The sequence below is a fragment of the Bradyrhizobium sp. TM233 genome (assembly GCF_036247965.1).
GTDB lineage: Bacteria > Pseudomonadota > Alphaproteobacteria > Rhizobiales > Xanthobacteraceae > Bradyrhizobium > Bradyrhizobium ottawaense.
Genome location: NZ_BTIG01000001.1, coordinates 613,686 through 640,654, shown reverse-complemented (window position 1 = coordinate 640,654; position 26,969 = coordinate 613,686). Strand labels below are relative to the sequence as shown.

The window sequence follows — 26,969 nt, the reverse complement described above, 5'->3', positions numbered from 1 at the left end:
TCAGTCCTTCTCTTCTTCGACGGCGGGCGCGGCGAGCGAGCGCAGCAGCAGCACGGGGATCAGCAGCATGAAAACGATCACCTCCTTGTAGTTGGAGGCATAGAAGGACGAGAACGCCTCGACGAGGCCGACGACCAGCGCCGCGGCGGCGGTGAGGGGATAGCTGACGAGGCCACCGATGATCGCGGCGACGAAGCCCTTCAGGCCGATCAGGAAGCCGCTGTCATAGTAGAGCGTCGTGATCGGCACGATCATGATGCCCGACAACGCGCCGATGACGGATGCCAGCAGAAAGGCGATCTGCCCCGACAGCGTGGTGCGGATGCCGGCGAGGCGCGCCCCGAGCCGGTTCACGGCGGTCGCGCGCAGCGCCTTGCCGTAGAGTGTCAGGCCGAAGAACAGCCAGAGCCCAACGATGAAGGCGATGGTGATGCCGTAGACGGTGAGGCTCTGGCCGGTGAAGCGCAGTGCGCCGGCGGTGAAGGAGCCGGACAGCACGGCAGGTCCGCGCTGGCCTTCGGCGCCGAAGAACAGCAGGCCCAGTCCCTGCAGCGCCAGGTGGACGCCCACGGATGCGATCAGCAGCACCAGCACGGAAGTGTGTGCCAGCGGCTGGAATGCGACGCGGTAGAGATAGAGGCCGATCATCGCCACGATCACCAGCGACAGCGCGATTGAGACCGCGACCGGCGGCTTCTGGGCGGCGAAGTAAACCGTCAGCGCCAGCACGATGGCCGGCAGCACGATATTGGTGAGGCCGCTGCGGACGACCAGGCGCCCGTGCAGCGCCTTGCGTGCGACGAACAGGTCGAAGGCGAAGGCGCCGACGCCCAGCGCGAGCGCGAGCTTGGCCGTGCCCGGCATCTGGCCCGCGGCGAGCGACGCATAGGTCAGCGCGCCGTAGGTGACGAATTCGCCCTGGGGAATGAGGATGACGCGGGTGACGGCGAACACCAGCACGAGCGCCAGGCCGAGCAGCGCATAGATCGCGCCATTGGTGATGCCGTCCTGCACCAGGAACAGCATGATGGTGGTATTCAAGACCGGACGCTCCCCCTAAAGATTACGGACCGGTCCCCGCGATTGTGGTGGACGGTCCGCTCACAGCCATTGAAAAACGCATGCGATATTTGATATGGTCCATAACAATTATCAAATATAACTTCAAGGGCGGGAACGATCCCTCCCGAATTTAGCGGGAATACGAGCACGAGGCGATGACCGTTTCCAAAGCCGCTGAAAAGTCCTCCGAAAAGCCTGCCGACACGGCCAAGGGCCGCAAGGACGCGGCCGAGGTGCAGAGTCAGGGGGCTGGCGAAGCGCTCCAGCTCGGCGAGCTCTCGGAGCAGCTCGGCTACGTGCTGAAGCGGGCGCAGCTCAAGGTGTTCGAGAACTTCCTGCGCTGCATGGCCTCGCTCCAGCTCACGCCGGCGCAGTTTTCCGTGCTGCTGCTGGTCGAGAAGAACCCGGGCCGTAACCAGACCGAGATCGCCTCCACCCTCGGCATCCTCAGGCCGAACTTCGTGGCCATGCTCGACAATCTCGAGAGCCGCGACCTATGCGCGCGGATCCGCTCCACCAACGACCGCCGCTCGCACATCCTGGTGCTGACCGACAAGGGCAAGGCGGTGCTGGCCCGCGCCAAGAAGCTCGTCGCCACCAAGCACGAGGCCCGGCTGAACGAGCTGCTCGGGCAGGCCAACCGCGAAGCCCTCATCGCGATGCTCGCGAAGGTCGCGAACGAGTTCTAGGGAATCAGGCAGGCGCCGGTTACGCCGCGGCGAACCGGTCCGGCAGGGCCGGCGCGTCCGCGCCTAGGAAACGGCGTTCGATCTCTGCAGCGGGCAGGGGGCGGCTGAACAGATAGCCCTGCATTTCCGTGCAGCCCTCCGCCGCGATCCGTTCCCGCTGTTCGTCGGTTTCGACGCCCTCGGCCGTGGTCGTCATGCCCATCCCGCGCGCCAGCGCCGCCACCGCCCGCACGATGCTGAGAGACCCTGCATCGTTTCCGACGCCGCTGACGAACGACCGGTCGATCTTGATCTTGTCGAAGGGGAAGCACTGCAGATAGGTCAGTGACGAATAGCCGGTGCCGAAATCGTCCATGGCGATCCTGATGCCGAGCGCGCGGAGCTGGTGCAGCGTCGCCAGCGTCGCGTTCCGGTCCTGCAGCAGAACGCTTTCCGTGATCTCGATCTCGAGCCGCCGCGGGTCGAGCCCGGAGGCCGCCAGCGCGCCCACGATCACATCGGTCAGGCCCGGCTGACGGAACTGCACCGCCGAGATGTTGACGGCGACGTGCAGATGACCCGGCCACCGGCTCGCAGTGGCGCAGGCCTGCCGGATCACCCATTCTCCGATCGGCACGATCAGGCCGATCTCTTCGGCAAGCGGGATGAAGCTGCTCGGCGCGACCAGTCCGCGCCGTGGATGTCGCCAGCGGATCAGGGCTTCGAACCCGCAGATCACGCGGCCGCAGGTCTTGACGATCGGCTGGTAGTGCAGCTCGAACTCGCCTGCCGCAAGGCCCTCGCGCAAATCCTGCTCCAGCGCACGGCGGCCCTGCGCCTCTGCGTCCATGGCCGGTTCGAAGAAGCGGTGCACGCCGCGGCCGTCGCTCTTGGCGCGATACAAGGCGAGGTCGGCATTGTGCAGGAGTTGCTCGGGCGTCGACCCGTCGCCCGGCGCAATGGCGATCCCGATGCTCGCGCTCGCAACCGCCTGGTGTCCGTCGAGCCCGAACGGTGCGCTCAGCTTGCTCACGACATCACGCGCCAGCAGGTCCGCCTCGTTCCGGTCGGAAATCGGCGTCTGGAGGATCACGAATTCATCGCCGCCCATGCGCGCGACGGTGTCGCTGCCTCGCACCAGCTGGCTGAGGCGGCGGGCGACATCCTGCAGCAGGGTGTCGCCGGCCTGATGGCCCAGCGTGTCGTTGACCGCCTTGAACTTGTCGAGGTCGATGTGGTGGACCGCGAACATCCCGCCCTGTTCGAGCACCTGCTTGAGGCGCTGGCCGAACAGGACGCGATTGGCGAGGTCCGTCAGCGCGTCGTGATGCGCCATATGCGCGATCTGCAATTCCGCCTTGCGTTGCTCGGTGATGTCTTCGTGGGTCGCGACCCAGCCGAGGTCGGGCATCGGCCGATGCCTGATCTTGAAGGTGCGCCCGTTGCGCATCTCGACGATGCTGTCGGTGGCTTCGGCCGAGGTTGCGACGCTCGTCCGCCATGTGGCGTATTCCTCCCGCGTCATCGCCGGCACGCTCCCGACCTCGAAGCGCAGGTCCAGGATCTCCTGGAGCGGCGTGCCCGGACGAACGCGGCTGGGCGGCAGGCCGTACATGTCGACATAGTGCGAATTGCAGACCAGCAGCCGATGGTTGGCGTCGAAGAAGCAGAGCCCGTGCGACATGTTGTTGATCGCGATGTCGAACTGGAGATTGCGCTCCTGCAGCTGCGCACTGAGCTCCTCGCGCTCGGTAATGTCCTCATGGGTCGCCATGCCGCCGCCGCCGGGCAGGGGATGGATGGTGTAGGCGATGATCCTTCCGTCGGCGAATTGCTGGACGTTCTGCTCGCTGGCGACCGCGCCCTCCGTCCGGGCGCGGACATAGGCGCCGGCTTCGCCGCGGATGTTCAGGCCCAGTTTGAGCCGATGCACGATCAGGTCCTTGATCGGCGTGCCCGGGCCCACCTGCTCGGGCGCGAGCGCGTACATCTCCCTGTAGCGCGGATTGCAGAAGATGACCTTGCGGTCGCTGCCGAAGAGGATGATCCCGAGCCACAGATTATTGGCGGCGCAGGTCAGCAGCTCGCCGAGCGCGAGCGGGTCAGTGCCTGCGACCTCCTGATCTCTATCCGCCATGCGCGTTGTCCCCGGACCAACGCGGATTAGAGCAGGCGGTGATGCATGAACCCAACGATTTGCCGGGCTCCGAGGCACATTCCTGAAACTGCGGCGAATGCGAAGTTAAGGGCGGGGCGGCGATCACGGAAATGGCGGCGCCGGGCTCAAGACACCATTAACTATGCGGGCGCGAGAACACCCGCCGAGCCTACGGCCATCGATGTCCGGCGTCAGTCGACGAGGATCACCCTGATGTCATTCACGTTGGTCAGTGTCGGGCCGGGCAGCAGCAGGTCGCCGGTCGCCTCGAAGAACGCAGTGGCGTCGTTGTTGTCCAGGTACGCTTGCGGCTGAAGTCCCTGCGCCTTCATCTTTGCGAACGTCGCCGCGTCGATCAGTGCCCCGGCGGGGTCGGTGGGGTTGCCGGCGCCGCCATCGGCGCCGTCGGTGTCGCCGGCCAGCGCCGAGATGTCGGGCGTGTCCTTCAATAACGACGCCAGCGCCAGCGCGTATTCCTGGTTCGGCCCGCCGCGCCCATTGCCGCGCACGGTCACCGTGAGCTCGCCGCCGGAGAGGATCGCAAGGCGCTTGCCTTGCGCGCGCGCTTGCAGAGCCAGCCTGGCGTGAGCGGCGGCGACCTCGCGCGCCTCGCCCTCGAGGTCGGCGCCGAGGTCGATGGTCTCGTAGCCGGACTCGCGCGCGAGCTTCACCGCGGCGTCGAGCGACTGCTTGGGCCGCGCGATCAATTCGAAATGCGCGCGCGCGAAGGCGGCATCGCCGGGCTTGCAGCTTTCATTGGCGGGATCGTCGAGCGCGCGGCGCACGGCATCGTCGATGTCGAGCCTGTATTTAGCGACGATGGCGCGCGCATCGGCCAGCGTGGTCGGATCAGGCACGGTCGGGCCGGATGCGATCGCGGAAGCGTCGTCATGCGGCACGTCCGAGATCGCGAGCGTCACGATCCCGGCGGCGTTCTTGCCGGCGCGCGCCAGCCGGCCGCCCTTGATCCGCGACAGATGCTTCCTGACGACATTCATCTCGCCGATCGGCGCGCCCGAGCGCAGCAGCGCCTTGTTGACCGCCTGCTTCTGCGCGAAGCTGATGCCGTCGCTGGGCGCGATCCAGTTCGCCGAGCCGCCGCCGGTGAGCAGCACCAGCAGCAGATCATCCGGCCCGGCCTCGCCTGCGAGCGCGAGCGTGTCGGCCGCGCCCTTGAGGCCAGCCTCATCCGGCACGGGATGGCCGGCCTCGACCACGCGGATGCGGCGCGTCGGCACGCCGTAGCCGTGACGCGTGGTGGCGATGCCGACGAGCCGCTCCGGCGCCAGCTTGAGCGTGTCGAGATAATGCCGCTCGGCCGTCGCGGCCATGGCGCCCGCGCCCTTGCCGGCGGCGAGGCAGATCACGCGTCCTTTCGGCGCGGGCCCCAAATGCGGCGCCAGCACCACATTGGGATGGGCGGCGGCAACGGCGGCGTCGTAGAGCGCGCGGAGCAGGGGACGTCGGTCGGTCATGACGATGGCCTTCGGCAGACGGAACAAACTGGCGACACACGCCGCCGTTCACCTGCCTAGCGCATCGGCGGCCAAAGCGTAAGCCGGCTGTGTCATCATTCGAATATGCAATCGCGTGATCATAATCGCCGCGTAGCAAAAAGCCCTCCGCGATGATCTCGCGGAGGGCCCTTTTGAACATTGCGATCCGGCTGGAGGCTAGCCGCCGGCGTCAGCGCTGATGACGTCGCCGAACAGATCCCACTTCTCGCCCTTGAACTTCATGAGCTGAAGCGAGCTGATCGGTGCGAAGTCGTTCGCGCCGGTGTTGATCTTGATGCCGGGCAGCAGCACCTCGGTGCGGAAGTCCTTCAGGCTCGCCGCCTGCTTCATGACGTTCTCGCGCGTGAGATTGTCGCCGCACTTCTTCAGCGCTTCCACCAGCGTCTGCGCTACGCCGTAACCGACGATGGTGCCGCCGTCGAGCTTGTCACCTTCAGGGAAGTATTTCGTCATGAACTCCAGGAAACCCTTCATGCCGGCGTCGTCCTTCCACTGAGGATCCGACACGTCCTTCAGGTAGGCAGCCGAAATGATGTCCTGCGAATTCTCGAAGCCGGCGGGCTTGATCACGCTGCCGACCGAGGCCGAGACATTGTTGAGGAAGTGGGTCGGCTTCCAGCCGATTTCGGAGATCTTCTTGATCGCCTGCGCCGCGAACTTCGGCGTGGTGATGTTGATGAAGACGTCGGCGCCGGTCGCCTTCAGCTTCACGATGTGGTTGTCGATCGTCGGTTCGGAGGTCTCGTAGCTTTCCTCCAGCACGATCATGCTCGCGGCCTTGGCGCCGAGCCCGTCTTTCAGGCCCTTCAGGTAGTCCTTGCCGTAATCGTCGTTCTGGTAGAGCACGCCGATCTTGGCATTCGGCATCTCCTTCAGGATGTATTTCGCGTAGATCTGTGTCTCGCTCTGGTAATTGGGCTGCCAGCCCATGGTCCAGGGGAAGTTCTGCGGATCGTTCCATTTGGTGGCGCCGGTCGCGACGAACAGCTGCGGCACCTTCTTCGAGTTCATGTATTTCTGGATCGCCGAGTTCGGCGGCGTGCCGAGTGAATTGAAGATCAGCAGAACCTCGTCGCTCTCGACCAGCTTGCGTGCCTGCTCAACCGTCTTCGGCGGCGAATAGGCGTCGTCGTAGGAGACGAAATTGATCTTGCGGCCGTTGATGCCGCCCTCTTCGTTGATCTTCTTGAAATAGGCGGCTTCGGTCCGCCCGATGATGCCGTAGGCGGAGGCCGGTCCGCTGTAGGGCATGATGTTGCCGATCTTGATCTCGGTATCGGTCGCGCCGGTATCGTATTTCTTCTGGGCCAATGCGGTGGAGGCCGAGGCCGCAACGAGCGCAAGCGCCAGTGACGCGGCCGCAAGTTTGCCGGTGACAGCGGGCATTCCTATCTCCCTATTTTCTTGGTGTGTGCGCCCCTTTTCTTGTCTCGGTTTTCTTGGCGACGCTGCCGCAATTCAATACGATTTGGCTGATGCCTTCAACAGAAAGCCCCCGCGATGGCGTCGCAGGGGCTGCGTCTTTAGTAGTCAGGGGCGGCCGGCTCTCGTGTGCGACTGCGAGAAGGTCCGGCTGTCTTGAGTTGTTTAACCAATCCGGGAGCGATTTTGGGTTGCGTCGCTTCAGTGGCCCATCTCGCTCGAGATGATGTCGCCGAACGGCTCCCATTTCCGGCCCTTGAAGCGCATCATCTGCAGCTGCTCGATCGGGGCGAAATTGTCCGGCGCGGTGTTGATCCTGATGCCGGGCAGCAGCGTGTCGGGCTCGAAATCCTTCAAGGAGGCTGCCTGCCTCATGACGTTCTCGCGGGTGAGGTCGTCGCCGCACATCTGCAGCACCTTCACCATGGTCTGCGCGGCGGCATAGCCGAACACGACGCCGGCATCGAGCTTGTTGGCCTTGGGATCATATTGCGCGAGGAAGTTATAGAATTTCTTCATGCCGTCGTCGGCATTCCACTGCGGATCGGAGCCGTCCTTGGTGTAGCTCGCCGACAGCAGGCCTTGCGAGATCTCCTGGCCCGCCGGCTCGATCACGCCGCCGACGGAGGCCGAGACGTTGGAGACGATGTGGACCGGATGCCAGTTGATCTCCGCCGCCTTCTTGATCGCCTGCGCGGCGAATTTCGGCGTGGTGATGCTGATGAACACGTCGGCGCCCGAGGCCTTCAGCTTCACGACGCGCTCGTCGATCGCCGGCTCCGACGTGTCGTAGCTGTCTTCCAGCACGATCATCGAGGCCTTGGGCCCGAGGCCATCCTTCAGCCCCTTCAGATAGTCCTTGCCGAAATCGTCGTTCTGGTAGAGCACGCCGATCTTTCCGTCCGGCCTCTCCTTCATGATGTACTTGGCGTAGATGCGCGCTTCGCTCGCGTAGCTCGGCTGCCAGCCCATGGTCCAGGGATATTGCCGGGGATCGTTCCACTTCGAGGCGCCGCTCGCCACGAACAATTGCGGCACCTTCTTCTCGTTCATGTATTTGCGGATGGCGCCGTTGGTGGAGGTGCCGAGCGAGCCGAAGATCAGCAGCACCCCGTCGCTCTCGACCAGCTTGCGCGCCTGCTCCACCGTCTTCGGCGGCGAATAGGCGTCGTCATAGGAGATGAACTTGATCTTGCGCCCGTTGATGCCGCCCTCGGCATTGACCTTGCGGAAGTAGGCTTCCTCGGCCTTGCCGATCGCGGCGTAGGCCGAGGCCGGGCCGCTATAGGGCATGATGTTGCCTATTCTGATCTCGGTATCGGATGCGCCGGTGTCGTACGTCTTCTGTGCCAGTGCCGGGCTGCTCATCGCAGTGCACAAAGCGAGCGCGGTCCAGAGGGCCGCAACCTGAAAACGAACGGCGGACATTGTTCTCCTACCCCGAGTTGGATCGGCGCCGCATTGAACAAGATTGGCGCCTGCCGTCAACAAAAAGCCCCCGCGATCGTTCGCGGGGGCTCTTGAGGGCCGGACTATTGCGTCAGCACGTCACTCGGAGGCGACGTCGCCGCTGATGATCTCGCCGAACAGTTCCCACTTCTCACCCTTGAAGCGCTGCATCTGCAGCTGCGCAATCGGGGCGAAGTCGGTGGCGCTGGTGTTGATCTTGACGCCGGGCAGGAGCGTATCCGGCGCAAAATCCTTCAGCGAAGCCGCCTGCTTCATGAGATTGGCGCGGGTGAGATCGTCACCGCACATCTCCAGGACCTTGGCCAGCGTGGAGGCCGCGCCGTAGCCATAGACCATGCTGGTGTCGGACTTGTCGGCGCCCGGCATGTACTTGTCGACGAACTCGTTCCACCTCTTCATGCCGGGGTCGTTGGCCCACTGCGGATCGGTGGAGTCCTTGGCATAAGCGGCCGACAGTACGCCCTGTGCATTCTCGAAGCCGGCAGGCTTCATCACGCTGCCGACCGAGATCGAGACGTTGGTGAGGATCTGGAGCGGCTTCCAGCTGAGCTCGGCCGTCTTCTTGATGGTCTGGGCGGCGAACTTGGGCGTCGCATAGATCAGCAGCACGTCGGGATTGGCGGCCTTGATCTTGACGATATGGCCGTCGATCGACGGCTCGGACACCTCATAGCTCTCTTCCATGATGATCATGGACGCGCCCTTGGCGCCGAGACCGTCCTTGGTGCCCTTGAGGTAGTCTTTGCCGAAATCGTCGTTCTGATAGAGGATCGCGACCTTGGCGTCGGGCTTCTCCTTCATCAGCCATTTCGCGTAGATCTGGGCTTCGCTCTGGTAGGAAGGCTGCCAGCCGATGGTCCAGGGAAAGTTCTTCGGATCGTTCCACTTGGTGGCGCCGGTGGCGACGAACAGCTGCGGGATCTTCTTGGCGTTGAGGTACTTCTGGATCGCGCTGTTCGAGGGCGTGCCGAGCGGATTGAACACGGCCAGCACCTCGTCGCTCTCGACCAGCTTGCGGACCTGCTCGACGGCCTTCGGCGGCGAATAGCCGTCGTCATAGGTGACGAAGTTGATCTTGCGGCCGTTGATGCCGCCCTTGTCGTTGATCATCTTGAAGTAGGCTTCCTCGGTCTTGCCGATGATGCCGTAGGCCGATGCCGGACCGCTGTACGGCATGATGTTGCCGACCTTGATCTCGGTGTCACTCGCGCCGGTGTCGTATTTCTTTTGGGCGAGTGCTGCGCCGGAGGTGAGAGTGATGGCCGCCGTTGCCGTGACCAGCGCGGCGGCTCGCAGTGTTCTTCCAAAATGCAATTCGGTCTCCTTGCTTAATTTAACGGGACTTCAGTTCTTTTTGAGCTTGCCGACGAATTGCTGGCCCAGGATCGCGATCTGCCTTGCGCCGTGCGGCACGAGGTAGATGACGAGGAACAGCAGCACGCCGAACACGGCGCCGGAGAGGCCCTTGGAAATGCTCTCCGCCATGTTCGGCACGAAGATGATGAAGGCCGCACCGACGAACGAGCCGGGCAGCCAGCCGACGCCGCCGACGACCATGCCGAGGAACAGCGAGATCGCCAGCGTGATGGTGTAGCTGTCGGGCGCCACGAACTGCACGGCGATGGCGCCGAGCGAGCCCGCAACGCCGGTGATGCCGGCGGAGACGCCGAAAGCCAGCGTCTTGTACAGCGCGACGTTGACACCCATTGAGGAGGCCGCGATCTCGTTGTCGCGGATCGCCATGAAGGCGCGGCCCGAGCGGGACCGCAGCAGGTTCACCGCGAAGATGTAGATCGCGATCACGACCACGAGCGTGAAGTAGTACAGCCACATGTCCTGCGACATCGGCAGCCCGAACGGTGCGTCCGGCTTGGTGACGACGAGGCCCTGCACGCCGCCGGTCCAGTGCTCGAGGAAGTTCAACTTGAGCAATTGGGGCATCGCGGTCGCAAGGGCGAAGGTCGCGAGCGCGAGATAGACGCCGGAGAGTCGCAGCGCCGGCTGCCCGAACAGGAAGCCGAAGCCGAAGCAGACCACGCCGGCGACCGGCAGGGTCAGCGCGTAGTTGATGTTGAAGTGCTCCATCAGCACCGCGGTCGTATAGGCGCCGACGGCGTAGAAAGCGCTCTGGCCGAGCGAGAACTGGCCGGAGCCGCCGGTCAGGATGTTCAGCGCCAGCACCGCGAGCCCGTAGATCAGGAGCATCGTCATCTGGAAGATGATGAAGTTCTTGACGAAGAGGGGCATGATGAGCAGCGCCGCGAGCACCACCAGCGAGGTGCCGGTACCCAGCGTCATGGCCCGCTTCGGAACCGCCTCGACCGCCTGGTGGCCTTCTGCAACGACTTCTTCTGCAGCGCTCATGATCAAACTCGCTTGACGATGTGCCGACCGAACAGGCCGGCGGGTTTGACGACCAGGACGGAGATGATCAGCGCGAGCGCGATCGGGAGTTTCAGCTCGTTGCCGACGCCGGGGATGTAGGTGCCGGCGAGGTTCTCGAAGATGCCGACCAGGAAGCCGCCGACCACGGCGCCGAACGGGCTGGTCAGTCCGCCGAGCACCGCCGCGGCAAAGCCGTAGATCAGCACGCCGCCCATCATGTTGGGCTCGAGGAACACGACCGGAGCGATCAGCATGCCGGCGATCGAGCCGATCGCGGCTGCCATGCCCCAGCCGAGCGCGATCATCCAGGAGGTGTTGATGCCGACCAGGCGGGCCGATTCAGGCACCGAGGCGGCGGCCCGCATGGCGAGGCCGATCCGCGTGTACTGGAAGAAGAAGTAGAGCCCGATCAGCAGCAGCACCGTGACGCCGATCATGCCGGCCTGGTGGGTCGAGATCAGCTGGCTCCCGAGGAACGGGGCGGAGCCGAACGGGGTCGGGTACTGCTTGATGGTGAAGTCCCAGATCAAGCCGGCCGAGGAGTTGATGATCGCGAACAGCGCGATGAAGCCGGCGACGTTGGTCAGCACCGGCGCCTTTGCCAGCGGCTTGAACAGGATCCGCTCGATCGCGATACCGGCGACGAAGGAGAAGGCCAGCGTGATCACGAAGGCAGCCCAATAGGGCACGCCCCATTGCATCAACTGCCAGGAGATGAAGGTCGAGAACATCGCCATCTCGCCCTGCGCGAAGTTGAGATGGTCGATGGCCTGGTAGATCATGACCACGGCGAGCGCCATGCAGGCGTAGATCGCGCCCGTGGCAATGCCGGCCAGGACCTGGTTGGTGAACAGCTCCATTGTCCCGGCTCCCTCAGTAACCCAGATAGGATTTGCGGATTTCTTCGTTGTTCGCGATGTCCTTGGCATTGCCCGACATCACGATGCGTCCGGTCTCGATCACATAGGCCTGGTCGGCGAGCTCCAGCGCGAGCTGGGCGTTCTGCTCGACCACCAGGATCGACACCTTGTCCTCGCGGTTGATCTTGCCGAGGATGCCGAACAGGTCGCGCACCACCAGCGGTGCGAGGCCGAAGGAGGGCTCGTCCAGCAGCATCAGCCGCGGCCGCAGCATCAGGGCGCGGGCGACCGCGAGCATCTGCTGCTCGCCGCCGGAGAGCGTGCCGGCCTGCTGGGTGTGCCGCTGCTTCAGCACCGGGAAATGCGCATACATGCGCTCGATGTCGGAGACGATGCCGGCGCTGTCCTTGCGGGTGATGGCGCCGAGCTGGAGATTCTCCTCCACCGTCATGGTGGTGAAGGTGCCGCGGCCCTGCGGTACATGGGCGATGCCGAACCGCACGATGCTCTCGGTAGAGCGGTTGTTCAGCGGCTTGCCGTCGAACTCGATACCGCCGGTGGAGCGCACCATGTTGCAGATCGCGCGCAGCGTGGTGGTCTTGCCGGCGCCGTTGGCCCCGAGCAGCGTCACGAGCGAGCCCTCGTTGAGCGAGAAGGACAGGCCATGGAGCGCCTGGACCTGGCCGTAATAGGCGCGCAGGTCCTTGACGTTGAGCAATGTCGTCATTGGTCCTTGCTCCCGAGATAGGCCTTGATGACGTCGGGGTCCGCCTGCACCTGGGCCGGCGTGCCTTCCGCGAGCTTCTTGCCGAAATTCAGCGCAACGACATGGTCGGCGATCGACATCACGAGGCCCATGTGATGCTCGACCAGCAGCACGGTCATGTGCCGGTCGTCACGAATGCGGCGAATGAGGTCGCCGAGCACGTAGACTTCCTCGTGATTGAGGCCGCCAGCGGGCTCGTCGAGCAGCAGGATCTTCGGATCGGCCGCGAGTGCGCGCGCCAGCTCGACGCGCTTCTGCGTGCCGAAGGGCAGGCCGGAGACGACGGTGTGGGCGACGTCCTCGAGGTCGAGATAGGCGAGGATCCCGTGCACCTTCTTGTTGACGCTGGCTTCGCTGCGGCGAACCCAGGCCAGGCGGAGCGAGTCGCTGATGATGTCGCTCGAGGTCTTCGAATGCGCGCCGACGCGGACGTTGTCCATCACCGAGAGGTTCGGAAACAGCGCCACGTTCTGGAAGGTGCGGCCGATGCCGATCTCGGCGATCCGGTGCGGCGGCCGCGTCAGAATGCTCGCGCCTTCCATCAGGATGTCGCCGGACGACGGCTGGTACAGCCGGGACAGGCAATTGAAGAGCGTGGTCTTGCCGGCGCCGTTGGGGCCGATCAAGCCGAGGATCTGGCCCTTGTGCATGTCAAAGGACACGCCGTTGAGCGCGATGATGCCGCCGAACACGACGCTGACGTCGCGAACCGCGAGCAGGGGGGATGTCCCCTGCGCGAGCTGTGCCTGCGTCATCTCGTCTCGCTCACGTCGTTCGGTGAGCGAGGGAGCGATGCGAACCGCTCCCGGTGATGACAAAGGCTATCTGAATCCCTCGGCCACACGCGCAACTTTCCCTCCTGATTTCAGCTTTTTGCTGACGTCTTTTTTGGAATGCGGCATCAGACCCCCGAGCGCCGCTTCGATGTTCCTTACCATCGCTACGAGACGCGGTCCAATGTCGTTGATCAAACGCTCTTCCGTGAAGCGGAATGCGGGCGCGCCGCAATTGAATGCGTAGGGACCGGTTCCGTCGTTGAGCCTGAGCGCGACGCCGGCGGCGCCGATGTCGTCGTGCCAGTCGCCGACGGAGATCGCAAAACCGTATTTCGCGACGGTTTCGCCGGAGCGTTCCAGCCCGTCGCGCATCTTGGGCCAGCGGCTGCCGTAATGTTCGCGCAACAGGCGCGACAGTTCTGCGCGGTCCGCGTCGTCGAGCGCCCAGAAATAGGCGCGACCCATCGCGCTGGTTGCAATCGGCACGCGAGAGCCGACGTCGAGTTGAACCCCGACGGTCTCGCTGCCGCGGCTCTGCCCGAAATAGATCATGCTGTGACGGTCGCGGCCGCCGACGGCGACGGCGCCGCCGGTCGCGCGCATCACGTCCTCGCGGAACGGCTCGGACAAATGCCGAACGCCGAGATTGGCGAGCGCGGCGTAGCCGAGCGACATCGCGGCGGGTGTGAGCTGGTACTTCTCGAAGCGGGGAACCGGCGCAAGATAGCCCAGCTTGGTCAAGGTGTAGGTCAGCCGCGACACGGTCGGCTTCGGCAGGTTGGTGCGAGCCGCAATCTCCTGATTGCCGAGAAGGCCGTCATTGGGGTGGAATGCGCGCAATACGTCCAGTCCGCGGGAGAGCGCGACGACGAAATTCCGATCGGTCGCAGGCTTCTTTCCTGTACGCTTCATCCCTGATCTGCTTCTTGCGCGGAGTCGTTGACAAGCCACGTGCTTCAAAATAACCCTGCCGTCAAGATGCGGAATTAAATTCCGCACCGCGAAATCGAACAAAAGTACATCCCCACCAAGGAGGGAACACCGTGAGCGAAGTGGTCAAGCTTGAGCGTCATGACGAGGTCGGGATCGTCACGGTCGACAGCCCTCCGGTCAATGCTCTGAGTGCCGCAGTCCGCGGCGGCATCCTGGAGTGCATCAAGGCCGCAATTGCCGATCCCGCCATCAAGGGCATCGTGCTGACCTGTGCCGGCCGCACCTTCATTGCCGGCGCCGACATCACCGAATTCGGCAAGCCGCCGAAGGCGCCCGCCCTCAACGACGTGCTGTCCGAGATCGAGAACTCGCCGAAGCCGGTGGTCGCAGCGATTCACGGCACCGCGCTCGGCGGCGGCCTCGAAGTCGCGCTCGCCTGCCATTTCCGCGTCGCCGTCAAGGAAGCCAGGCTCGGTCTGCCCGAGGTGAAGCTCGGTCTTCTGCCGGGCGCCGGCGGCACCCAGCGCCTGCCGCGCGCGGTTGGGCCTGAGCTCGCGGTCAAGATGATCGTCGGCGGTGATCCCATCGGTGCGGCGGAAGCGCTCAAGAACGGCCTGATCGAGGAGATCATCGAGGGACCGGCATCGGGCGGCGAGGCCTTCGTGCGCAAGCTGCTGGCCGAGAAGCGCCCGCTGCGGCGCCTGCGCGACGACGATTCCAAGATCGCGGCCGCCAAGGCCGACCGCTCGATCTTCACCAATGCTGTCGCCGCCATGACCAAGAAGTCGCGCGGGCTGGAAGCGCCGTTCGCCGCCGCCGACGCGGTGGGCTACGCCATTGACCTACCTTTCGACGAAGGCCTGAAGAAGGAGCGCGAGGGTTTTCTGAAGCTCGTCGCCAGCGATCAGTCGAAGGCGCAGCGTTATGCGTTCTTCGCCGAGCGCGAGGCTGCCAAGATTGCGGGCGTTCCTGACGGCACCAAGTCGCGTCCCGTCAACCGCGTCGCCATCCTCGGCGCCGGCACCATGGGCGGCGGCATCGCGATGTCCTTTGCCAATGCCGGCGTTCCCGTCACCCTGATCGAGACCGGCGAGGAGCAGCTCAAGCGCGGCATGGGCATCATGCAGAAGAACTGGGAGGCCACTGCCGCGCGCGGCGGCATCCCGGCGGATGCGCCCGCCAAGCGCATGGCGCTGATCAACGGCGTCGTCGGCATCGAGAATGTCGGCGATGCCGACCTCGTCATCGAAGCCGTGTTCGAGACCATGGCGGTGAAGAAGGAAGTGTTCGGCAAGCTCGACCAGTACGTCAAGCCCGGCGCCGTGCTCGCCTCCAACACCTCGTATCTCAACATCGACGAGATCGCGAAATCGACCAAGCGTCCGCAGGACGTGCTCGGCATGCACTTCTTCTCGCCGGCCAACGTCATGAAGCTGTGCGAGATCGTGCGCGCCGACAAGACCGCGCCGGATGCGCTGGTCACCGCGGTGAACATTGCGCGCAAGATCGCCAAGGTGCCGGCCGTGGTCGGCGTCTGCGACGGTTTCGTCGGCAACCGCATGCTGGCCCAGCGCGGCAAGCAATCCGAGAAGCTGCTGTTCGAAGGCGCGTTGCCGCAGCAGGTCGATGCGGTCGTCACCAAGTTCGGCATGCCGATGGGGCCGTTCGCGATGGGCGACCTCGCCGGCCTCGACATCGGCTGGCGCTCGCGCAAGGACCGCGGCATCAAGTCGGAGATCGCGGACGCGCTGTGCGAGGCCGGCCGCTTCGGCCAGAAGACCGGCAAGGGCTATTACAAGTACGAAGCCGGCAGCCGCTCGGCGCTGCCCGATCCGGAGGTCGAGAAGCTGATCGACGAGACGCTTGCCCGTCTCGGCCGCAAGAAGCGCGTCGTCAGCGACGACGAGATCCTCGAGCGCATGATGTATCCGATGATCAACGAGGGCGCGAAGATCCTCGAAGAGGGCATCGCGGCGCGTCCTTCCGACATCGACGTGGTCTGGCTCTATGGCTATGGCTGGCCGATCTACCGCGGCGGCCCGATGTTCTGGGCCGACAGCGTCGGCCTCAAGCACATCGCCGATCGCCTCGCCTTCTACGCCAAGGAGACCAACGATCCGAGCCTCGAGCCCGCGCCGCTGCTGAAGAAGCTCGCGGCCGAAGGCAAGACGTTCGCCTCGCTGGCGGCGGCGTCGAAGGCGGCGTGATCGGATTGGTAGCTGCTGCAATGTCGCGCTCCGGGCAAAGCTCTTTCCGTTCCCTCCCCCCTTGTGGGGGAGGGGCAGGGAGGGGGGTGGCCCCGGGCGAGGTCAGTGTTTGTGGCTACCCCCTTCCCCAACCCTTCCCCACAAGGGGGAAGGGAGCCCGTCCGCCGGTGCCCGCCTCACACGACCCGGCGATTGCCGTTTTGCAGAGTATCGATCGCCCATGACCCATCCCGGCGAACAATTCTATCCCGAGGGCGTGCGTTGGGACGACCCCATCGCTCAGGGCTCGCTGCCCGACCTGCTGTCGAAAGCCGCCGTCGATTACGGCCCGCGCACCGCGCTGGAATTTCGCGATCGCCCGATCACCTACACCGAGCTCGCAGCTCAGGCCGAGCGTGCGGCGGCGGCGTTCCTGCGTGCCGGCTGCGGCAAGGGCACGTCCGTCGCGCTGTTCCTGGGCAACTCGCCGGATCATCCCGTCAATTTCTTCGGCGCGCTGAAGGCCGGCGCCCGTCTCGCGCATCTCTCCCCGCTCGACGGCGAGATTGCGCTGACGCACAAGATCTCGGACTCCGGCTCGCGCCTGCTCGTCACCTCGAACCTTGCGGCGCTGCTGCCGACCGCGCTGAAGTTTTTGGAGAAGGGGCTGATCGACCGCCTCGTCGTCTGCGAGGACGATCATTGGGGCAAGATCGGCACGCCGCAGGCGGCGATCCCGGATGATCCCCGCATCGTCACCTTCAAGGCCTTCACCGAGGGCGCGACCGCGCCGGCGGCGTGGCCCGTCGTCACGGCCGACGACGTCGCGTTGCTGCAATATACCGGCGGCACCACCGGCCTGCCCAAGGGTGCGATGCTGACCCACGGCAATCTCACCTCGGCGGTGTCGATCTACGACGTCTGGGGCAAGCCATCGCGCGCTACGCGCGGCGATGTCGTCGAGCGCGTGATCTGCGTGCTGCCGCTGTTCCACATCTACGCGCTGACCGTGGTGCTGCTGTCCTCGCTCAGCCGTGGCAATCTGATCTCGCTGCATCAGCGCTTCGACGTCGAAGCCGTGATGCGCGACATCGAAGTCAAGCGCGCGACGTATTTTCCGGGCGTGCCGACGATGTGGATCGCGATCGCCGCACTTCCCGACCTCGACAAGCGCGACTTTTCCTCGCTCGCCACCATCGGCTCCGGCGGCGCGCCGCTGCCGGTGGAGATCGCCAATTTCTTCGAGCGCAAGGTCGGCAAGAAGCTGCGCAGCGGCTGGGGCATGACCGAGACCTGCTCGCCCGGCACCGGCCATCCAGCCACCGGGCCGGAGAAGCCCGGCTCGATCGGCCTGATGCTGCCCGGCATCGAGCTCGACGTCGTCGCGCTGGACGATCCCAAGCGCGTGCTTGCGCCGGGCGAAGTCGGAGAGATCCGCATCAAGGGCCCGAACGTCACCAAGGGGTACTGGAACAAGCCGGAGGGATCCACGGATGCCTTCGTCGACGGCCGCTTCCTCACCGGCGACATCGGCTATGTCGATACCGACGGCTATTTCTTCCTGGTCGACCGCAAGAAGGACATGATCATCTCCGGCGGCTTCAACGTCTATCCGCAGATGATCGAGCAGGCGATCTACACCATTGCTGGCGTGCACGAGGTGATCGTGCTCGGCATTCCCGACCAGTACCGCGGCGAGGCCGCCAAGGCCTTCATCAAGCTGAAGCCCGACGCAAAGCCGTTCTCGCTCGACGAGCTGCGCGCGCAGCTCGCCGGGAAGGTCGGCAAGCATGAATTGCCGGCCGAGGTCGAATTCGTCGACGACCTGCCGCGCACGCCGGTCGGAAAATTGTCGCGCCACGAATTGCGCCAGCAGCAGAAACCGTCACAATCCACGCAACCAGGAGGTCGTTCTTGACCGACGCCGTCATCGTTTCCACCGCCCGCACCCCGATCGGCAAAGCCTATCGCGGCGCGCTCAACGCCACCGAGGGCGCGACGCTGCTCGGTCACGCCATCGGCGAAGCCGTCGCGCGCGCAAAAGTCGATCCGAAGGAGATCGAGGACGTCGTGATGGGCGCGGCGCTGCAGCAGGGTTCGACCGGCGGCAACATCGCGCGCAAGGCGCTGCTCCGCGCCGGCCTGCCCGTCACCGTCGCCGGCACCACCATCGACCGGCAATGCGCCTCCGGCCTGCAGGCGATCGCGCTCGCCGCGCGTTCGGTGCTCTTCGACGGCGTCGAGATCGCGGTCGGCGGCGGCGGGGAGTCGATCAGCCTCGTGCAGAATGACAAGATGAACGGCTTCCACGCCCAGGACCCCGCGCTGCTCAAGATCAAGGGCGAGGTCTACATGCCCATGATCGACACCGCCGAGATCGTCGCCAAGCGCTACGGCATCTCGCGCGAGAAGCAGGACGAATATTCGCTGGAGAGCCAGCGCCGCACAGCTGCCGCGCAGCAGGGCGGCAAGTTCAAGGAGGAGATCGCGCCGATCACGACGCAGATGGCCGTCACCGACAAGGCGACCGGCGCCGTGTCGATGAAAGACATCACGCTGTCGCAGGACGAGGGCCCGCGCCCCGAGACCACGGCGGAAGGCCTCGCCGGCCTCAAGGCCGTGCGCGGCGAAGGTTTCTCGATCACCGCCGGCAATGCCAGCCAGCTCTCGGACGGCGCCAGCGCCAGCGTGATCATGAGCGACAAGGAAGCTTCCAAGCGCGGCCTCAAGCCGCTCGGCATCTTCCGCGGCTTCGTCTCGGCCGGCTGCGAGCCGGACGAGATGGGCATCGGCCCGGTCTTCGCCGTGCCGCGCCTGCTCAAGCGCCACGGCCTCACCGTCGACGACATCGGCCTCTGGGAGCTGAACGAAGCCTTCGCGGTGCAGGTGCTGTATTGCCGTGACAAGCTCGGCATCGACCCCGACAAGATCAACGTCGACGGCGGCGCGATCGCAGTCGGCCATCCCTACGGCATGTCGGGCGCGCGCCTCACCGGCCACGCCCTCATCGAGGGCCGCCGCCGCAAGGCCAAATATGCGGTCGTCACCATGTGCGTCGGCGGCGGCATGGGCGCGGCCGGCTTGTTCGAGATTTTGCAGTAATTCACAGGAGGATCCGATGGATCTCGCATTCACGAAGGAAGAGCAGGCGTTTCGCGAGGAAGTGCGGCAGTTCTTCCGCGACAACGTGCCGCCGGACACGCGGCGCAAGATGGTCGAGGGCCGTCACCTCGGCAAGGACGAGATGGTGAATTGGTGGCGCATCCTCAACAAGAAGGGCTGGGGCGTCAGCCATTGGCCCAAGCAATATGGCGGCACCGGCTGGACCAGCGTGCAGCACTACATCTTCAACGAGGAGCTGCAGTCCTATCCGGCGCCGCAGCCGCTCGCCTTCGGCGTCAGCATGGTCGGCCCGGTCATCTACACCTTCGGCAACGAGGAGCAGAAGAAGCAGTATCTGCCGCGCATCGCCAATGTCGACGATTGGTGGTGTCAGGGCTTTTCGGAGCCCGGCTCCGGCTCCGACCTTGCCTCGCTCAAGACCAAGGCTGAGCGCAAGGGCGACAAGTGGATCATCAACGGCCAGAAGACCTGGACCACGCTGGCCCAGCACGCCGACATGATCTTCTGCCTCTGCCGCACCGACAACAACGCCAAGAAGCAGATGGGCATCTCCTTCATCGTGTTCTCGATGAAGTCGAAAGGCGTCACGGTGCGCCCGATCCAGACCATCGACGGCGGCGTCGAGGTCAACGAGGTATTCTTCGACGACGTCGAGGTGCCCGTCGAGAATCTGATCGGCGAGGAGAACAAGGGCTGGGACTACGCCAAATTCCTGCTCGGCAATGAGCGCACCGGCATCGCCCGCGTCGGCGTCTCCAAGGAGCGGCTGCGCCGCATCCGCGATCTCGCCGGCAAGGTGGAATCCGGCGGGAAGCCGATCATCCAGGACGCCGCGTTCCGCGAGAAGCTCGCCGCGTGCGAGATCGAGCTGAAGGCGCTGGAGCTCACCCAGCTCCGGGTCGTCGCCGACGAAGGCAAGCACGGCAAGGGCAAGCCCAATCCGGCCTCCTCGGTGCTGAAGATCAAGGGCTCCGAGATCCAGCAGACCACCACCGAGCTCTTGATGGAAGTGATCGGCCCGTTCGCCGCGCCCTACGACGTGCACGGCGACGACGGCTCGAACGAAGCCATGGACTGGACCGCCCAGATCGCGCCGAGCTACTTCAACAACCGCAAGGTCTCGATCTACGGCGGCTCCAACGAGATCCAGCGCAACATCATCGCCAAGGCGGTGCTGGGACTCTAGGCGTCATTCCGGGGCGCGCATCGCGCGAGCCCGGAATCCATAACCACGATCGGGAGTATGGATCCCGGGCTCGCGCTGCGCGCGCCCCGGGATGACGAAGCCAGATAATTTCGGGTACGAGGAACCAAAGACATGGATTTTGATCTGAACGAGGAGCAGCGGCTTCTCAAGGACAGCATCGACGGCCTGCTGACCGATTCCTACGATTTCGAGAGCCGCAAGAAGTACATGAAGGAGAAGGGCGGCTGGAGCAAAGCGGTCTGGCTCAAGCTCGCCGAGCAGGGCCTGCTCGGCCTGCCCTTCAGCGAGGCCGATGGCGGCTTCGGCGGCGGCGGCGTCGAGACCATGATCGTGATGGAAGCGCTCGGCAAGGCGCTGGTGCTCGAGCCGTATCTGGCAACGGTCGTGATCGGCGGCGGCTTCCTGCGCCATGCCGGCACCGACGCGCAGAAGGCCGCGCACGTGCCCGGCATCATCGACGGCAGCAAGACGCTGGCGTTCGCCCAGCTCGAGAAGAACTCGCGCTACGATCTGTTCGACGTCGCGACCACCGCGAAGAAGAAGGGCGAGGCTTACGTCATCGACGGCGAGAAATTCGTCGTGCTGAACGGCGAGAATGCCGACACCCTGATCGTCACCGCGCGCACCAAGGGCGAGCGTCGTGACAAGGCCGGGATCGGCGTGTTCCTGGTGCCGGCGAATGCCAAGGGCGTGACCAAGAAGTCCTACCCGACCCAGGACGGCCTGCACGCCGCCGACATCACGCTCACCGGTGTCGAAATCGGTCCCGATGCCGTGCTCGGCAATCCCGAGGATTCGCTGGCGCTGATCGAGCGTGTCGTCGATGAAGCCCGCGTCGCGCTCTGCGCCGAGGCGGTCGGCCTGATGGACGAGTCGCTCAAGACCACCGTCGAGTACATCAAAACGCGAAAGCAGTTCGGCGTCGCGATCGGCTCGTTCCAGTCGCTGCAGCACCGGGCGTCCGACATGTTCGTCGCGGCCGAGCAGGCGCGGTCGATGTCAATGTTCGCGACCATGGCGAGCGATTTCGAGAACGAGAAGGAGCGTTCGAACGCGATCGCCGCGGCCAAGGTGCAGATCGGCAAGTCGCTGAAATTCGTCGGCCAGCAGGCGATCCAGCTGCACGGCGGCATCGGCATGACCATGGAGGCGAAGATCGGCCACTACTTCAAGCGCCTCACCATGATCGAGAACAGTTTTGGTGACACCGACTACCACCAGCGCCGCGTCGCGGATGGTGGCGGGTTGATCTAGCCTCGCTGTCATCCCGGGGCGCGCGTAGCGCGAACCCGGGATCCATCGGGCGGCAATACGCGCGGTGAAATGGATTCCGGGTTCGCGCTATGCGCGCCCCGGAATGACCAGGAAGAAGGAGCCGACAATGAAAAACACCCCGTTCGATCTCACCGGCAAGGTCGCGGTCGTCACCGGCTCCAGCCGCGGCATCGGCCGCTCCTCGGCGGAACTGCTCGCCAAGCTCGGCGCCAAGGTCGTGGTGTCCTCGCGCAAGGCGGATGCCTGCAAGGAGGTCGCCGACGGCATCATCGCTTCCGGCGGCGATGCCACCGTCATTCCGTGCAACATCGCGCGCAAGGAAGAGGTCGAGGCGCTGATCGCGGGCGCCACGAAGCATTACGGCAAGATCGACATCCTCGTCTGCAATGCCGCGGTGAATCCGTATTACGGCCCGCTGCTCGACATCACGGACGAAGCCTTCGACAAGATCATGGGCTCGAACGTCAAGAGCAACATCTGGCTCTCCGCGCTGGCGATCCCGCAAATGGCGGAACGCGGAGGCGGCTCCGTCGTCATCATCTCCTCGATCGGCGGCCTGCGCGGCTCCACCGTGATCGGCGCCTACGGCATCTCGAAGGCCGCCGATTTCGCGCTGTGCCGTTCGCTCGCCGGCGAATGGGGCCCGAAAGGCGTCCGCGTCAACTGCATCGCGCCCGGCCTCGTCAAGACCGATTTCGCCCGCGCGCTGTGGGAAGACGAAGCCAACCTCAAGCGCCGCACCGCCACCACACCGCTGCGCCGCATCGGCGAACCCGATGAAATCGCCGGCGCGGTGGCCTACCTCGCCTCCGACGCGTCGAGCTTCATGACCGGCCAGACCATCGTCATCGACGGCGGCGTGACCACGGCGGCGGTGTAGGCGGTCTCGTGTCCCGGACGCGTCGCGGCATGAAATGACGCGACGCAGAGCCGGGACCCATGTCTCCGTTCGTTTGGCTGTAGGCCCCGGCTCAGCAGCGCACCGCCAAGGCGCTGCGCTGCGTCCGGGGCACGAGACCAACCTTGACCTTCCGTCTCCAATCCGCTCCCTTTGCCGCAACACAATGACCCCCTCCAGGGCAACGCCAAGGGTAAGCCGCCATGTCTTTCGTCCTCGCCATCGACCAGGGAACCACCTCCTCGCGCGCGATCGTGTTTCGCGGCGATATTTCCATCGCGGCGAAGGCGCAGCAGGAGTTTCCGCAGCATTTTCCGGCCTCGGGCTGGGTCGAGCACGAGCCCGAGGACATCTGGACCTCGACGGTGATGGTCTGCCGCGAGGCGATCGAGCAGGCCGGCATCACCGCGAAGGACATCGCGGCGATCGGCATCACCAATCAGCGCGAGACCACCGTGGTGTGGGACCGCGCCACCGGGCAGGCCGTGCACCGCGCGATCGTCTGGCAGGACCGCCGCACCGCCGACATCTGCGCGAAACTGAAAGCCGATGGCCGCGAGCCCGTGATCTCGCAGAAGACCGGCCTGATCATCGATCCCTATTTCTCCGGCACCAAGGTCGCCTGGATCCTCGATCACGTCCCCGGCGCCCGCGCCCGCGCCGCGCGCGGCGAATTGATGTTCGGCACGGTCGATTGCTACCTGCTCTGGCGCCTCACCGGCGGCAAGGTGCACGCCACCGACGCCACCAACGCCTCGCGTACGCTGCTGTTCAACATCCACACCGGACAGTGGGACGACGAGCTGCTCGAGATCATCGGCGTGCCGCGCTCGATGCTGCCCGAGGTGAAGGACTCCTCGGCCCGCTTCGGCGAGAGCACGCCCGATCTGTTCGGCGGCGCGATTGCGATCTCAGGCATCGCCGGCGACCAGCAGGCCGCCACCATCGGCCAGGCCTGTTTCCGTCCCGGCATGATGAAGTCGACCTACGGCACCGGCTGTTTTGCCCTGCTCAACACCGGCACCACGCCGGTGGTGTCCAAGAACAAGCTGCTCACCACTGTCGCCTACCAACTCGATGGCAAGCGCACCTACGCGCTCGAAGGCTCGATCTTCGTTGCCGGCTCAGCGGTGCAATGGCTGCGCGACGGCCTCGGCATCATCAAGCACGCCGCCGAAACCGGCCCGCTTGCCGATCAGTCGGACTCCATGCAGAGCGTCTATCTGGTCCCCGCCTTCGTCGGCATGGGCGCGCCCTATTGGAATCCGCGCGTGCGCGGCGCGCTGTTCGGCCTCACCCGCAACACCGGCCCCGCCGAGCTCGCCCATGCCGCACTCGAAAGCGTCTGCTACCAGACCTTTGACCTCTGGGCCGCGATGCGCGCCGACTGGCCAAGCTCGGAAACCGCCAGCGTCGTGCTCCGCGTCGACGGCGGCATGACAGCATCAGACTGGACCATGCAGCGCCTCGCTGATTTGCTGGACGCACCGGTCGACCGCCCCGTGATCCAGGAGACCACGGCCCTGGGCGCCGCCTACCTCGCCGGCCTCCAGGCCGGCGTCTATCCCGAGCCCACAAAGTTCGCCGACAATTGGCGCCTCGAGCACCGCTTCAAGCCGAACATGAGCCAGGCCACGCGCGAGCGGAAGCTGGCGGGCTGGGCAAGGGCAGTGAAGGGCGTGCTGGCGAGCGATGAGGGGGAGGGGTAGCGCTTCAGCCAGAGGTTGCGATAGAGTAATGTATCCTCAGGTGTTTGCTGGTGCTCGGGATGGAGATTGTTTTTCCTATCGAGTTTCTGTTGAACGGCACGCCGGTTTCGCTTTCCTCGCAAAACCCGATCGCGAAGGATCAGTGGAAAGGCCGTGTGAAAGAAGCCAGTTCGCTCGCCCTTCCGAGCCCCCATTTTGCTTCGCTCGAACGCATGGCCGTGACGATCTTCTACTTTCCGCCGGAGCCGATGCAGGGAGACGTGGACAACATCGTGAAACTAATCCTTGACGGAATGTGCCGTCACGTATTCGTCGACGATCGGCAGGTGGAACGGATCGTTGTTCAAAAATTTGAACCAGGTAGTATATTTAGTTTTTCCAATCCAACCGATTTGTTGATTGAGGCTATCAACGGCCAACAGCCGGTTCTATATATACGTGTGTCGAACGATCCCTTCGAGGACTTGCGATGAGCCTAGAAGCAAGCGAAAGCGTGGTGCTGGAACGTTTGGTCCCCGATTTGAAGTCTGAGGGATACGACGTCTTCGTGAATCCTGGTAAGCAATTGTTGCCTCCCTTTTTGGGGGCATACGTTCCTGATGTCATAGCGCTGCGCGACGATAAGAATCTCGTGATCGAGATTAAACATAGAAGTGGTCGTGCAGAAAACGTTCTCAAAGATTTGGCTAGGCGCTTTGAGGGGCAAGATCGTTGGGAGTTTCGCGTTGTTTGGGTGAACCCAAGCGAAACGCAAGATGGGCTTGTGCCTCAGAGCCGCGAGGCAATTTTGGCGCGCCTGAAGGAAATCTCAGAGTTACTTGATTCTGGGTTTGTTGAGCCGGCGATGCTCACGTCTTGGGCTACGCTAGAGGCAATTGGACGGACTCTTATGGCAAAGGAATTCCGCCGACCTCAAACACCGGGTCGACTAATTCAGGGCTTGGCGACGGAAGGGCACATTACGCCCGACGAGGCTGATGAACTTCGAAAATTTGCAGATATGAGAAACAGGTTCGTCCATGGGGAGCTTAGTGTCGCGGTCACCCGACCGCAGATTGAATCGTTTGTCAAAATTCTGTCTTCGCTTGCAAATAGCAAGGAAGCTCAGGGCGCGCATTGAAGGCTCGATTGGTGTCGATTGAGGCCGTGTTCGCTCCTCAAAACACCTCCTGGTTCCCCCGCGCCAGCGAGAACCCGTGCTGCATGGCGTTGAAGCACGTCAGTCCCGTCTGCTCCGACCGGCACGTGAACCCCGCGCGCTGCCATACCTCGCCATAGGCGAGCACCGGCAGCGAGGCGTCCATCACGGTGTCGCCGGCGCAGATGCGTCCTGCAGCGCCTTTCGCACTCATCTCGAAGGCATGGCCATAGTCCAGCTCGCAATCGGCCGGGCGGCGCGGGCGGCTCTCCATGTTCATGATGTCGCAGCGGAGCACGCCCTGGCCGTTGTCCGCGTAGAACTGGCAGACGATGTTCTTCGACGGCGTCAGGAAGCCGATCGGGCGATCTTGTGCGTGGGCGCTACTCGCAGCCGCGAGCAGGGCGAGGACAGTGAAGGATCGCAAGAACATGGCAAACTCCCGGCTGGTGGCCGCGCATTGATTCCCGTTTGTTGCGGGGAGCGCAATGCTCTCCTTCCAAGATATTTGTTGCGATCTGCGCGCATTGGCGATGAACTGGACGGCCCTGCCGTATCCCACGACTGACAAGAGCAAAAACCATGTTCCTGATCGGCCAATATGATTCCCCCTTCGTCCGCCGCGTCGCGATTGCGCTAAAGCTTTACGGCCTTCCTTTCGAGCACCGGCCGTGGTCGACCTTCGGTGATGCCGACAAGATCGCGCCGTACAATCCCCTGCGCCGCGTGCCGACGCTGGTGCTCGATGACGGCGAGGCGCTGATCGAGAGCACGGTGATCCTGGACTATCTCGACGAGCTCGTCGGCGAGGACAAGGCCATGCTGCCGCGCGGCGGCACCGAGCGGCGCAGGCATTTGCGCATCTGCGCGCTCGCTTCCGGTCTCGGCGACAAGGCGGTGAGCCTGCTCTACGAGCGCGTGCTGCGAAAGGAGCAGCTTGCGCTGTGGGTCGAGCGTTGCCAGGCGCAGATTGGCGACGTGCTCGCCGTGCTCGAGGCCGAGCGCGCCAAGGTGACGACGCCGTATTGGCTGGGCGATCGGATCGGCCACGCCGACATTGCGGTTGCCTGCGTCGTCCGCTTCACCCGCGAGGCGCATCCGCAGCTGTTCGATGCGTCGGGCTATCCGGCGCTCGCGGCACATGCCGATCGCTGCGAGGCATTGGCGCCGTTCCAGGAGATCGTGCAGCCGTTGGCCCCGCCTAAGGGGTGAGGCCGCGATCGGCCATCTTCGTAGCCCGGATGGAGCGCAGCGCAATCCGGGGCCGCTCGCCCGGCATCTTGCACGGCCCCGGATTACGCTGACGCTCCATCCGGGCTACGCCATCGTGGCTGTGTCGCCTTCTGTCAACCCACCGTCGCGAAAATATTCCACTTTACCGAAATTCGGTTTCGGCGTATGTGTCGCCCATCCTGA

At 64.5% G+C, this 26,969-nt stretch carries 23 protein-coding genes; 11 read left to right on the top strand and 12 right to left on the bottom strand.

The annotated features are described in order from the left end of the window. Positions 1-1,041: a branched-chain amino acid ABC transporter permease gene (locus tag AABA86_RS03035; protein WP_338305679.1), complete on the bottom strand. Its 1,041-nt coding sequence runs from the start codon at positions 1,039-1,041 to the stop codon at positions 1-3. A 176-nt stretch (positions 1,042-1,217) separates the two neighbouring features. On the opposite strand from AABA86_RS03035, the gene AABA86_RS03030 reads away from it, so the two are divergent. Continuing rightward, positions 1,218-1,751, top strand: a complete 534-nt coding sequence (locus AABA86_RS03030) for a MarR family winged helix-turn-helix transcriptional regulator (RefSeq protein WP_212245630.1) — start codon at positions 1,218-1,220, stop codon at positions 1,749-1,751. 19 nt (positions 1,752-1,770) lie between these two features. Here the strand turns inward: AABA86_RS03030 and AABA86_RS03025 are convergent, their stop codons facing one another. The 10 genes from AABA86_RS03025 to AABA86_RS02980 form a co-directional block, all read right to left on the bottom strand. Further along, the gene (locus tag AABA86_RS03025) at positions 1,771-3,867 is read right to left on the bottom strand and encodes a putative bifunctional diguanylate cyclase/phosphodiesterase (protein WP_338305678.1); all 2,097 of its coding nucleotides are present in this window, start codon (positions 3,865-3,867) and stop codon (positions 1,771-1,773) included. Positions 3,868-4,079: 212 nt separating this feature from the next. Then, entirely contained in the window at positions 4,080-5,363 is a 1,284-nt protein-coding gene (locus AABA86_RS03020) for a glycerate kinase type-2 family protein (protein WP_338305677.1), read from the bottom strand. A 198-nt stretch (positions 5,364-5,561) separates the two neighbouring features. Then, a complete protein-coding gene (locus AABA86_RS03015) occupies positions 5,562-6,791 on the bottom strand; it encodes an ABC transporter substrate-binding protein (RefSeq protein WP_338305676.1) in 1,230 nt (409 codons plus the stop codon). Between the two features lie 237 nt (positions 6,792-7,028). Further along, complete coding sequence (locus tag AABA86_RS03010) at positions 7,029-8,255, bottom strand: ABC transporter substrate-binding protein (RefSeq protein ID WP_338305674.1); 1,227 nt, start codon at positions 8,253-8,255, stop codon at positions 7,029-7,031. 120 nt (positions 8,256-8,375) lie between these two features. Beyond that, entirely contained in the window at positions 8,376-9,611 is a 1,236-nt protein-coding gene (locus AABA86_RS03005) for an ABC transporter substrate-binding protein (protein WP_212245623.1), read from the bottom strand. A 30-nt stretch (positions 9,612-9,641) separates the two neighbouring features. Then, complete coding sequence (locus AABA86_RS03000) at positions 9,642-10,661, bottom strand: branched-chain amino acid ABC transporter permease (RefSeq protein WP_212245621.1); 1,020 nt, start codon at positions 10,659-10,661, stop codon at positions 9,642-9,644. A 2-nt stretch (positions 10,662-10,663) separates the two neighbouring features. Then, on the bottom strand, positions 10,664-11,542 hold the full coding sequence (locus AABA86_RS02995; protein WP_212245619.1) for a branched-chain amino acid ABC transporter permease: 879 nt from the start codon (positions 11,540-11,542) through the stop codon (positions 10,664-10,666). 13 nt (positions 11,543-11,555) lie between these two features. Further along, entirely contained in the window at positions 11,556-12,269 is a 714-nt protein-coding gene (locus tag AABA86_RS02990; RefSeq protein WP_018318824.1) for an ABC transporter ATP-binding protein, read from the bottom strand. Next, positions 12,266-13,063, bottom strand: a complete 798-nt coding sequence (locus AABA86_RS02985) for an ABC transporter ATP-binding protein (protein ID WP_338305673.1) — start codon at positions 13,061-13,063, stop codon at positions 12,266-12,268. The genes AABA86_RS02990 and AABA86_RS02985 overlap by 4 nt, the downstream gene beginning before the upstream one ends. Positions 13,064-13,129: 66 nt before the next feature. After that, positions 13,130-13,996: an IclR family transcriptional regulator gene (locus AABA86_RS02980; protein WP_212245614.1), complete on the bottom strand. Its 867-nt coding sequence runs from the start codon at positions 13,994-13,996 to the stop codon at positions 13,130-13,132. A gap of 131 nt (positions 13,997-14,127) precedes the next feature. On the opposite strand from AABA86_RS02980, the gene AABA86_RS02975 reads away from it, so the two are divergent. From AABA86_RS02975 to AABA86_RS02935, 9 genes are all read left to right on the top strand, one after another. Next, positions 14,128-16,224, top strand: coding sequence for a 3-hydroxyacyl-CoA dehydrogenase NAD-binding domain-containing protein (locus AABA86_RS02975; RefSeq protein WP_091955910.1), 2,097 nt, complete (start codon positions 14,128-14,130; stop codon positions 16,222-16,224). A 220-nt stretch (positions 16,225-16,444) separates the two neighbouring features. Continuing rightward, entirely contained in the window at positions 16,445-18,121 is a 1,677-nt protein-coding gene (pimA, locus tag AABA86_RS02970) for a dicarboxylate--CoA ligase PimA (protein ID WP_212245612.1), read from the top strand. Further along, complete coding sequence (locus AABA86_RS02965; RefSeq protein ID WP_212245610.1) at positions 18,118-19,305, top strand: acetyl-CoA C-acyltransferase; 1,188 nt, start codon at positions 18,118-18,120, stop codon at positions 19,303-19,305. Before pimA ends, AABA86_RS02965 begins: the two co-directional genes overlap by 4 nt. Before the next feature lie 16 nt (positions 19,306-19,321). Further along, a complete protein-coding gene (gene pimC, locus AABA86_RS02960; protein ID WP_212245608.1) occupies positions 19,322-20,512 on the top strand; it encodes a pimeloyl-CoA dehydrogenase large subunit in 1,191 nt (396 codons plus the stop codon). Between the two features lie 132 nt (positions 20,513-20,644). Further along, positions 20,645-21,787 (top strand): pimeloyl-CoA dehydrogenase small subunit, encoded by a 1,143-nt coding sequence (gene pimD / locus AABA86_RS02955; protein WP_338305671.1) that lies wholly within the window; start codon positions 20,645-20,647, stop codon positions 21,785-21,787. Between the two features lie 127 nt (positions 21,788-21,914). Beyond that, entirely contained in the window at positions 21,915-22,688 is a 774-nt protein-coding gene (locus AABA86_RS02950; RefSeq protein WP_338305670.1) for an SDR family NAD(P)-dependent oxidoreductase, read from the top strand. 221 nt (positions 22,689-22,909) lie between these two features. Continuing rightward, positions 22,910-24,415 (top strand): glycerol kinase GlpK, encoded by a 1,506-nt coding sequence (gene glpK / locus AABA86_RS02945; protein WP_092254339.1) that lies wholly within the window; start codon positions 22,910-22,912, stop codon positions 24,413-24,415. Positions 24,416-24,474: 59 nt separating this feature from the next. Beyond that, complete coding sequence (locus AABA86_RS02940; RefSeq protein WP_212245603.1) at positions 24,475-24,888, top strand: RusA family crossover junction endodeoxyribonuclease; 414 nt, start codon at positions 24,475-24,477, stop codon at positions 24,886-24,888. Then, the gene (locus tag AABA86_RS02935) at positions 24,885-25,535 is read left to right on the top strand and encodes a HepT-like ribonuclease domain-containing protein (protein WP_212245601.1); all 651 of its coding nucleotides are present in this window, start codon (positions 24,885-24,887) and stop codon (positions 25,533-25,535) included. The genes AABA86_RS02940 and AABA86_RS02935 overlap by 4 nt, the downstream gene beginning before the upstream one ends. Positions 25,536-25,572: 37 nt before the next feature. On the opposite strand, the gene AABA86_RS02930 is transcribed toward AABA86_RS02935, so the two are convergent. Beyond that, positions 25,573-25,986: a DUF6636 domain-containing protein gene (locus AABA86_RS02930; protein ID WP_338305669.1), complete on the bottom strand. Its 414-nt coding sequence runs from the start codon at positions 25,984-25,986 to the stop codon at positions 25,573-25,575. 149 nt (positions 25,987-26,135) lie between these two features. Here AABA86_RS02930 and AABA86_RS02925 point away from each other — a divergent pair, with 149 nt between their 5' ends. Beyond that, on the top strand, positions 26,136-26,765 hold the full coding sequence (locus tag AABA86_RS02925; RefSeq protein WP_338305668.1) for a glutathione S-transferase family protein: 630 nt from the start codon (positions 26,136-26,138) through the stop codon (positions 26,763-26,765). Positions 26,766-26,969 lie beyond the last annotated feature (204 nt).

Excerpts from the sequence above, each read along its gene's own strand:
- AABA86_RS03030 (WP_212245630.1), top strand. The coding sequence starts at position 1,218 with ATGACCGTTTCCAAAGCCGCTGAAAAGTCCTCCGAAAAGCCTGCCGAC.
- AABA86_RS03025 (WP_338305678.1), bottom strand. The coding sequence starts at position 3,867 with ATGGCGGATAGAGATCAGGAGGTCGCAGGCACTGACCCGCTCGCGCTC.
- AABA86_RS03020 (WP_338305677.1), bottom strand. The coding sequence starts at position 5,363 with ATGACCGACCGACGTCCCCTGCTCCGCGCGCTCTACGACGCCGCCGTT.
- AABA86_RS03015 (WP_338305676.1), bottom strand. The coding sequence starts at position 6,791 with ATGCCCGCTGTCACCGGCAAACTTGCGGCCGCGTCACTGGCGCTTGCG.
- AABA86_RS03010 (WP_338305674.1), bottom strand. The coding sequence starts at position 8,255 with ATGTCCGCCGTTCGTTTTCAGGTTGCGGCCCTCTGGACCGCGCTCGCT.
- AABA86_RS03000 (WP_212245621.1), bottom strand. The coding sequence starts at position 10,661 with ATGAGCGCTGCAGAAGAAGTCGTTGCAGAAGGCCACCAGGCGGTCGAG.
- AABA86_RS02995 (WP_212245619.1), bottom strand. The coding sequence starts at position 11,542 with ATGGAGCTGTTCACCAACCAGGTCCTGGCCGGCATTGCCACGGGCGCG.
- AABA86_RS02990 (WP_018318824.1), bottom strand. The coding sequence starts at position 12,269 with ATGACGACATTGCTCAACGTCAAGGACCTGCGCGCCTATTACGGCCAG.
- AABA86_RS02985 (WP_338305673.1), bottom strand. The coding sequence starts at position 13,063 with ATGACGCAGGCACAGCTCGCGCAGGGGACATCCCCCCTGCTCGCGGTT.
- AABA86_RS02980 (WP_212245614.1), bottom strand. The coding sequence starts at position 13,996 with ATGAAGCGTACAGGAAAGAAGCCTGCGACCGATCGGAATTTCGTCGTC.
- pimA (WP_212245612.1), top strand. The coding sequence starts at position 16,445 with ATGACCCATCCCGGCGAACAATTCTATCCCGAGGGCGTGCGTTGGGAC.
- pimC (WP_212245608.1), top strand. The coding sequence starts at position 19,322 with ATGGATCTCGCATTCACGAAGGAAGAGCAGGCGTTTCGCGAGGAAGTG.
- pimD (WP_338305671.1), top strand. The coding sequence starts at position 20,645 with ATGGATTTTGATCTGAACGAGGAGCAGCGGCTTCTCAAGGACAGCATC.
- AABA86_RS02950 (WP_338305670.1), top strand. The coding sequence starts at position 21,915 with ATGAAAAACACCCCGTTCGATCTCACCGGCAAGGTCGCGGTCGTCACC.
- glpK (WP_092254339.1), top strand. The coding sequence starts at position 22,910 with ATGTCTTTCGTCCTCGCCATCGACCAGGGAACCACCTCCTCGCGCGCG.
- AABA86_RS02940 (WP_212245603.1), top strand. The coding sequence starts at position 24,475 with ATGGAGATTGTTTTTCCTATCGAGTTTCTGTTGAACGGCACGCCGGTT.
- AABA86_RS02935 (WP_212245601.1), top strand. The coding sequence starts at position 24,885 with ATGAGCCTAGAAGCAAGCGAAAGCGTGGTGCTGGAACGTTTGGTCCCC.
- AABA86_RS02930 (WP_338305669.1), bottom strand. The coding sequence starts at position 25,986 with ATGTTCTTGCGATCCTTCACTGTCCTCGCCCTGCTCGCGGCTGCGAGT.
- AABA86_RS02925 (WP_338305668.1), top strand. The coding sequence starts at position 26,136 with ATGTTCCTGATCGGCCAATATGATTCCCCCTTCGTCCGCCGCGTCGCG.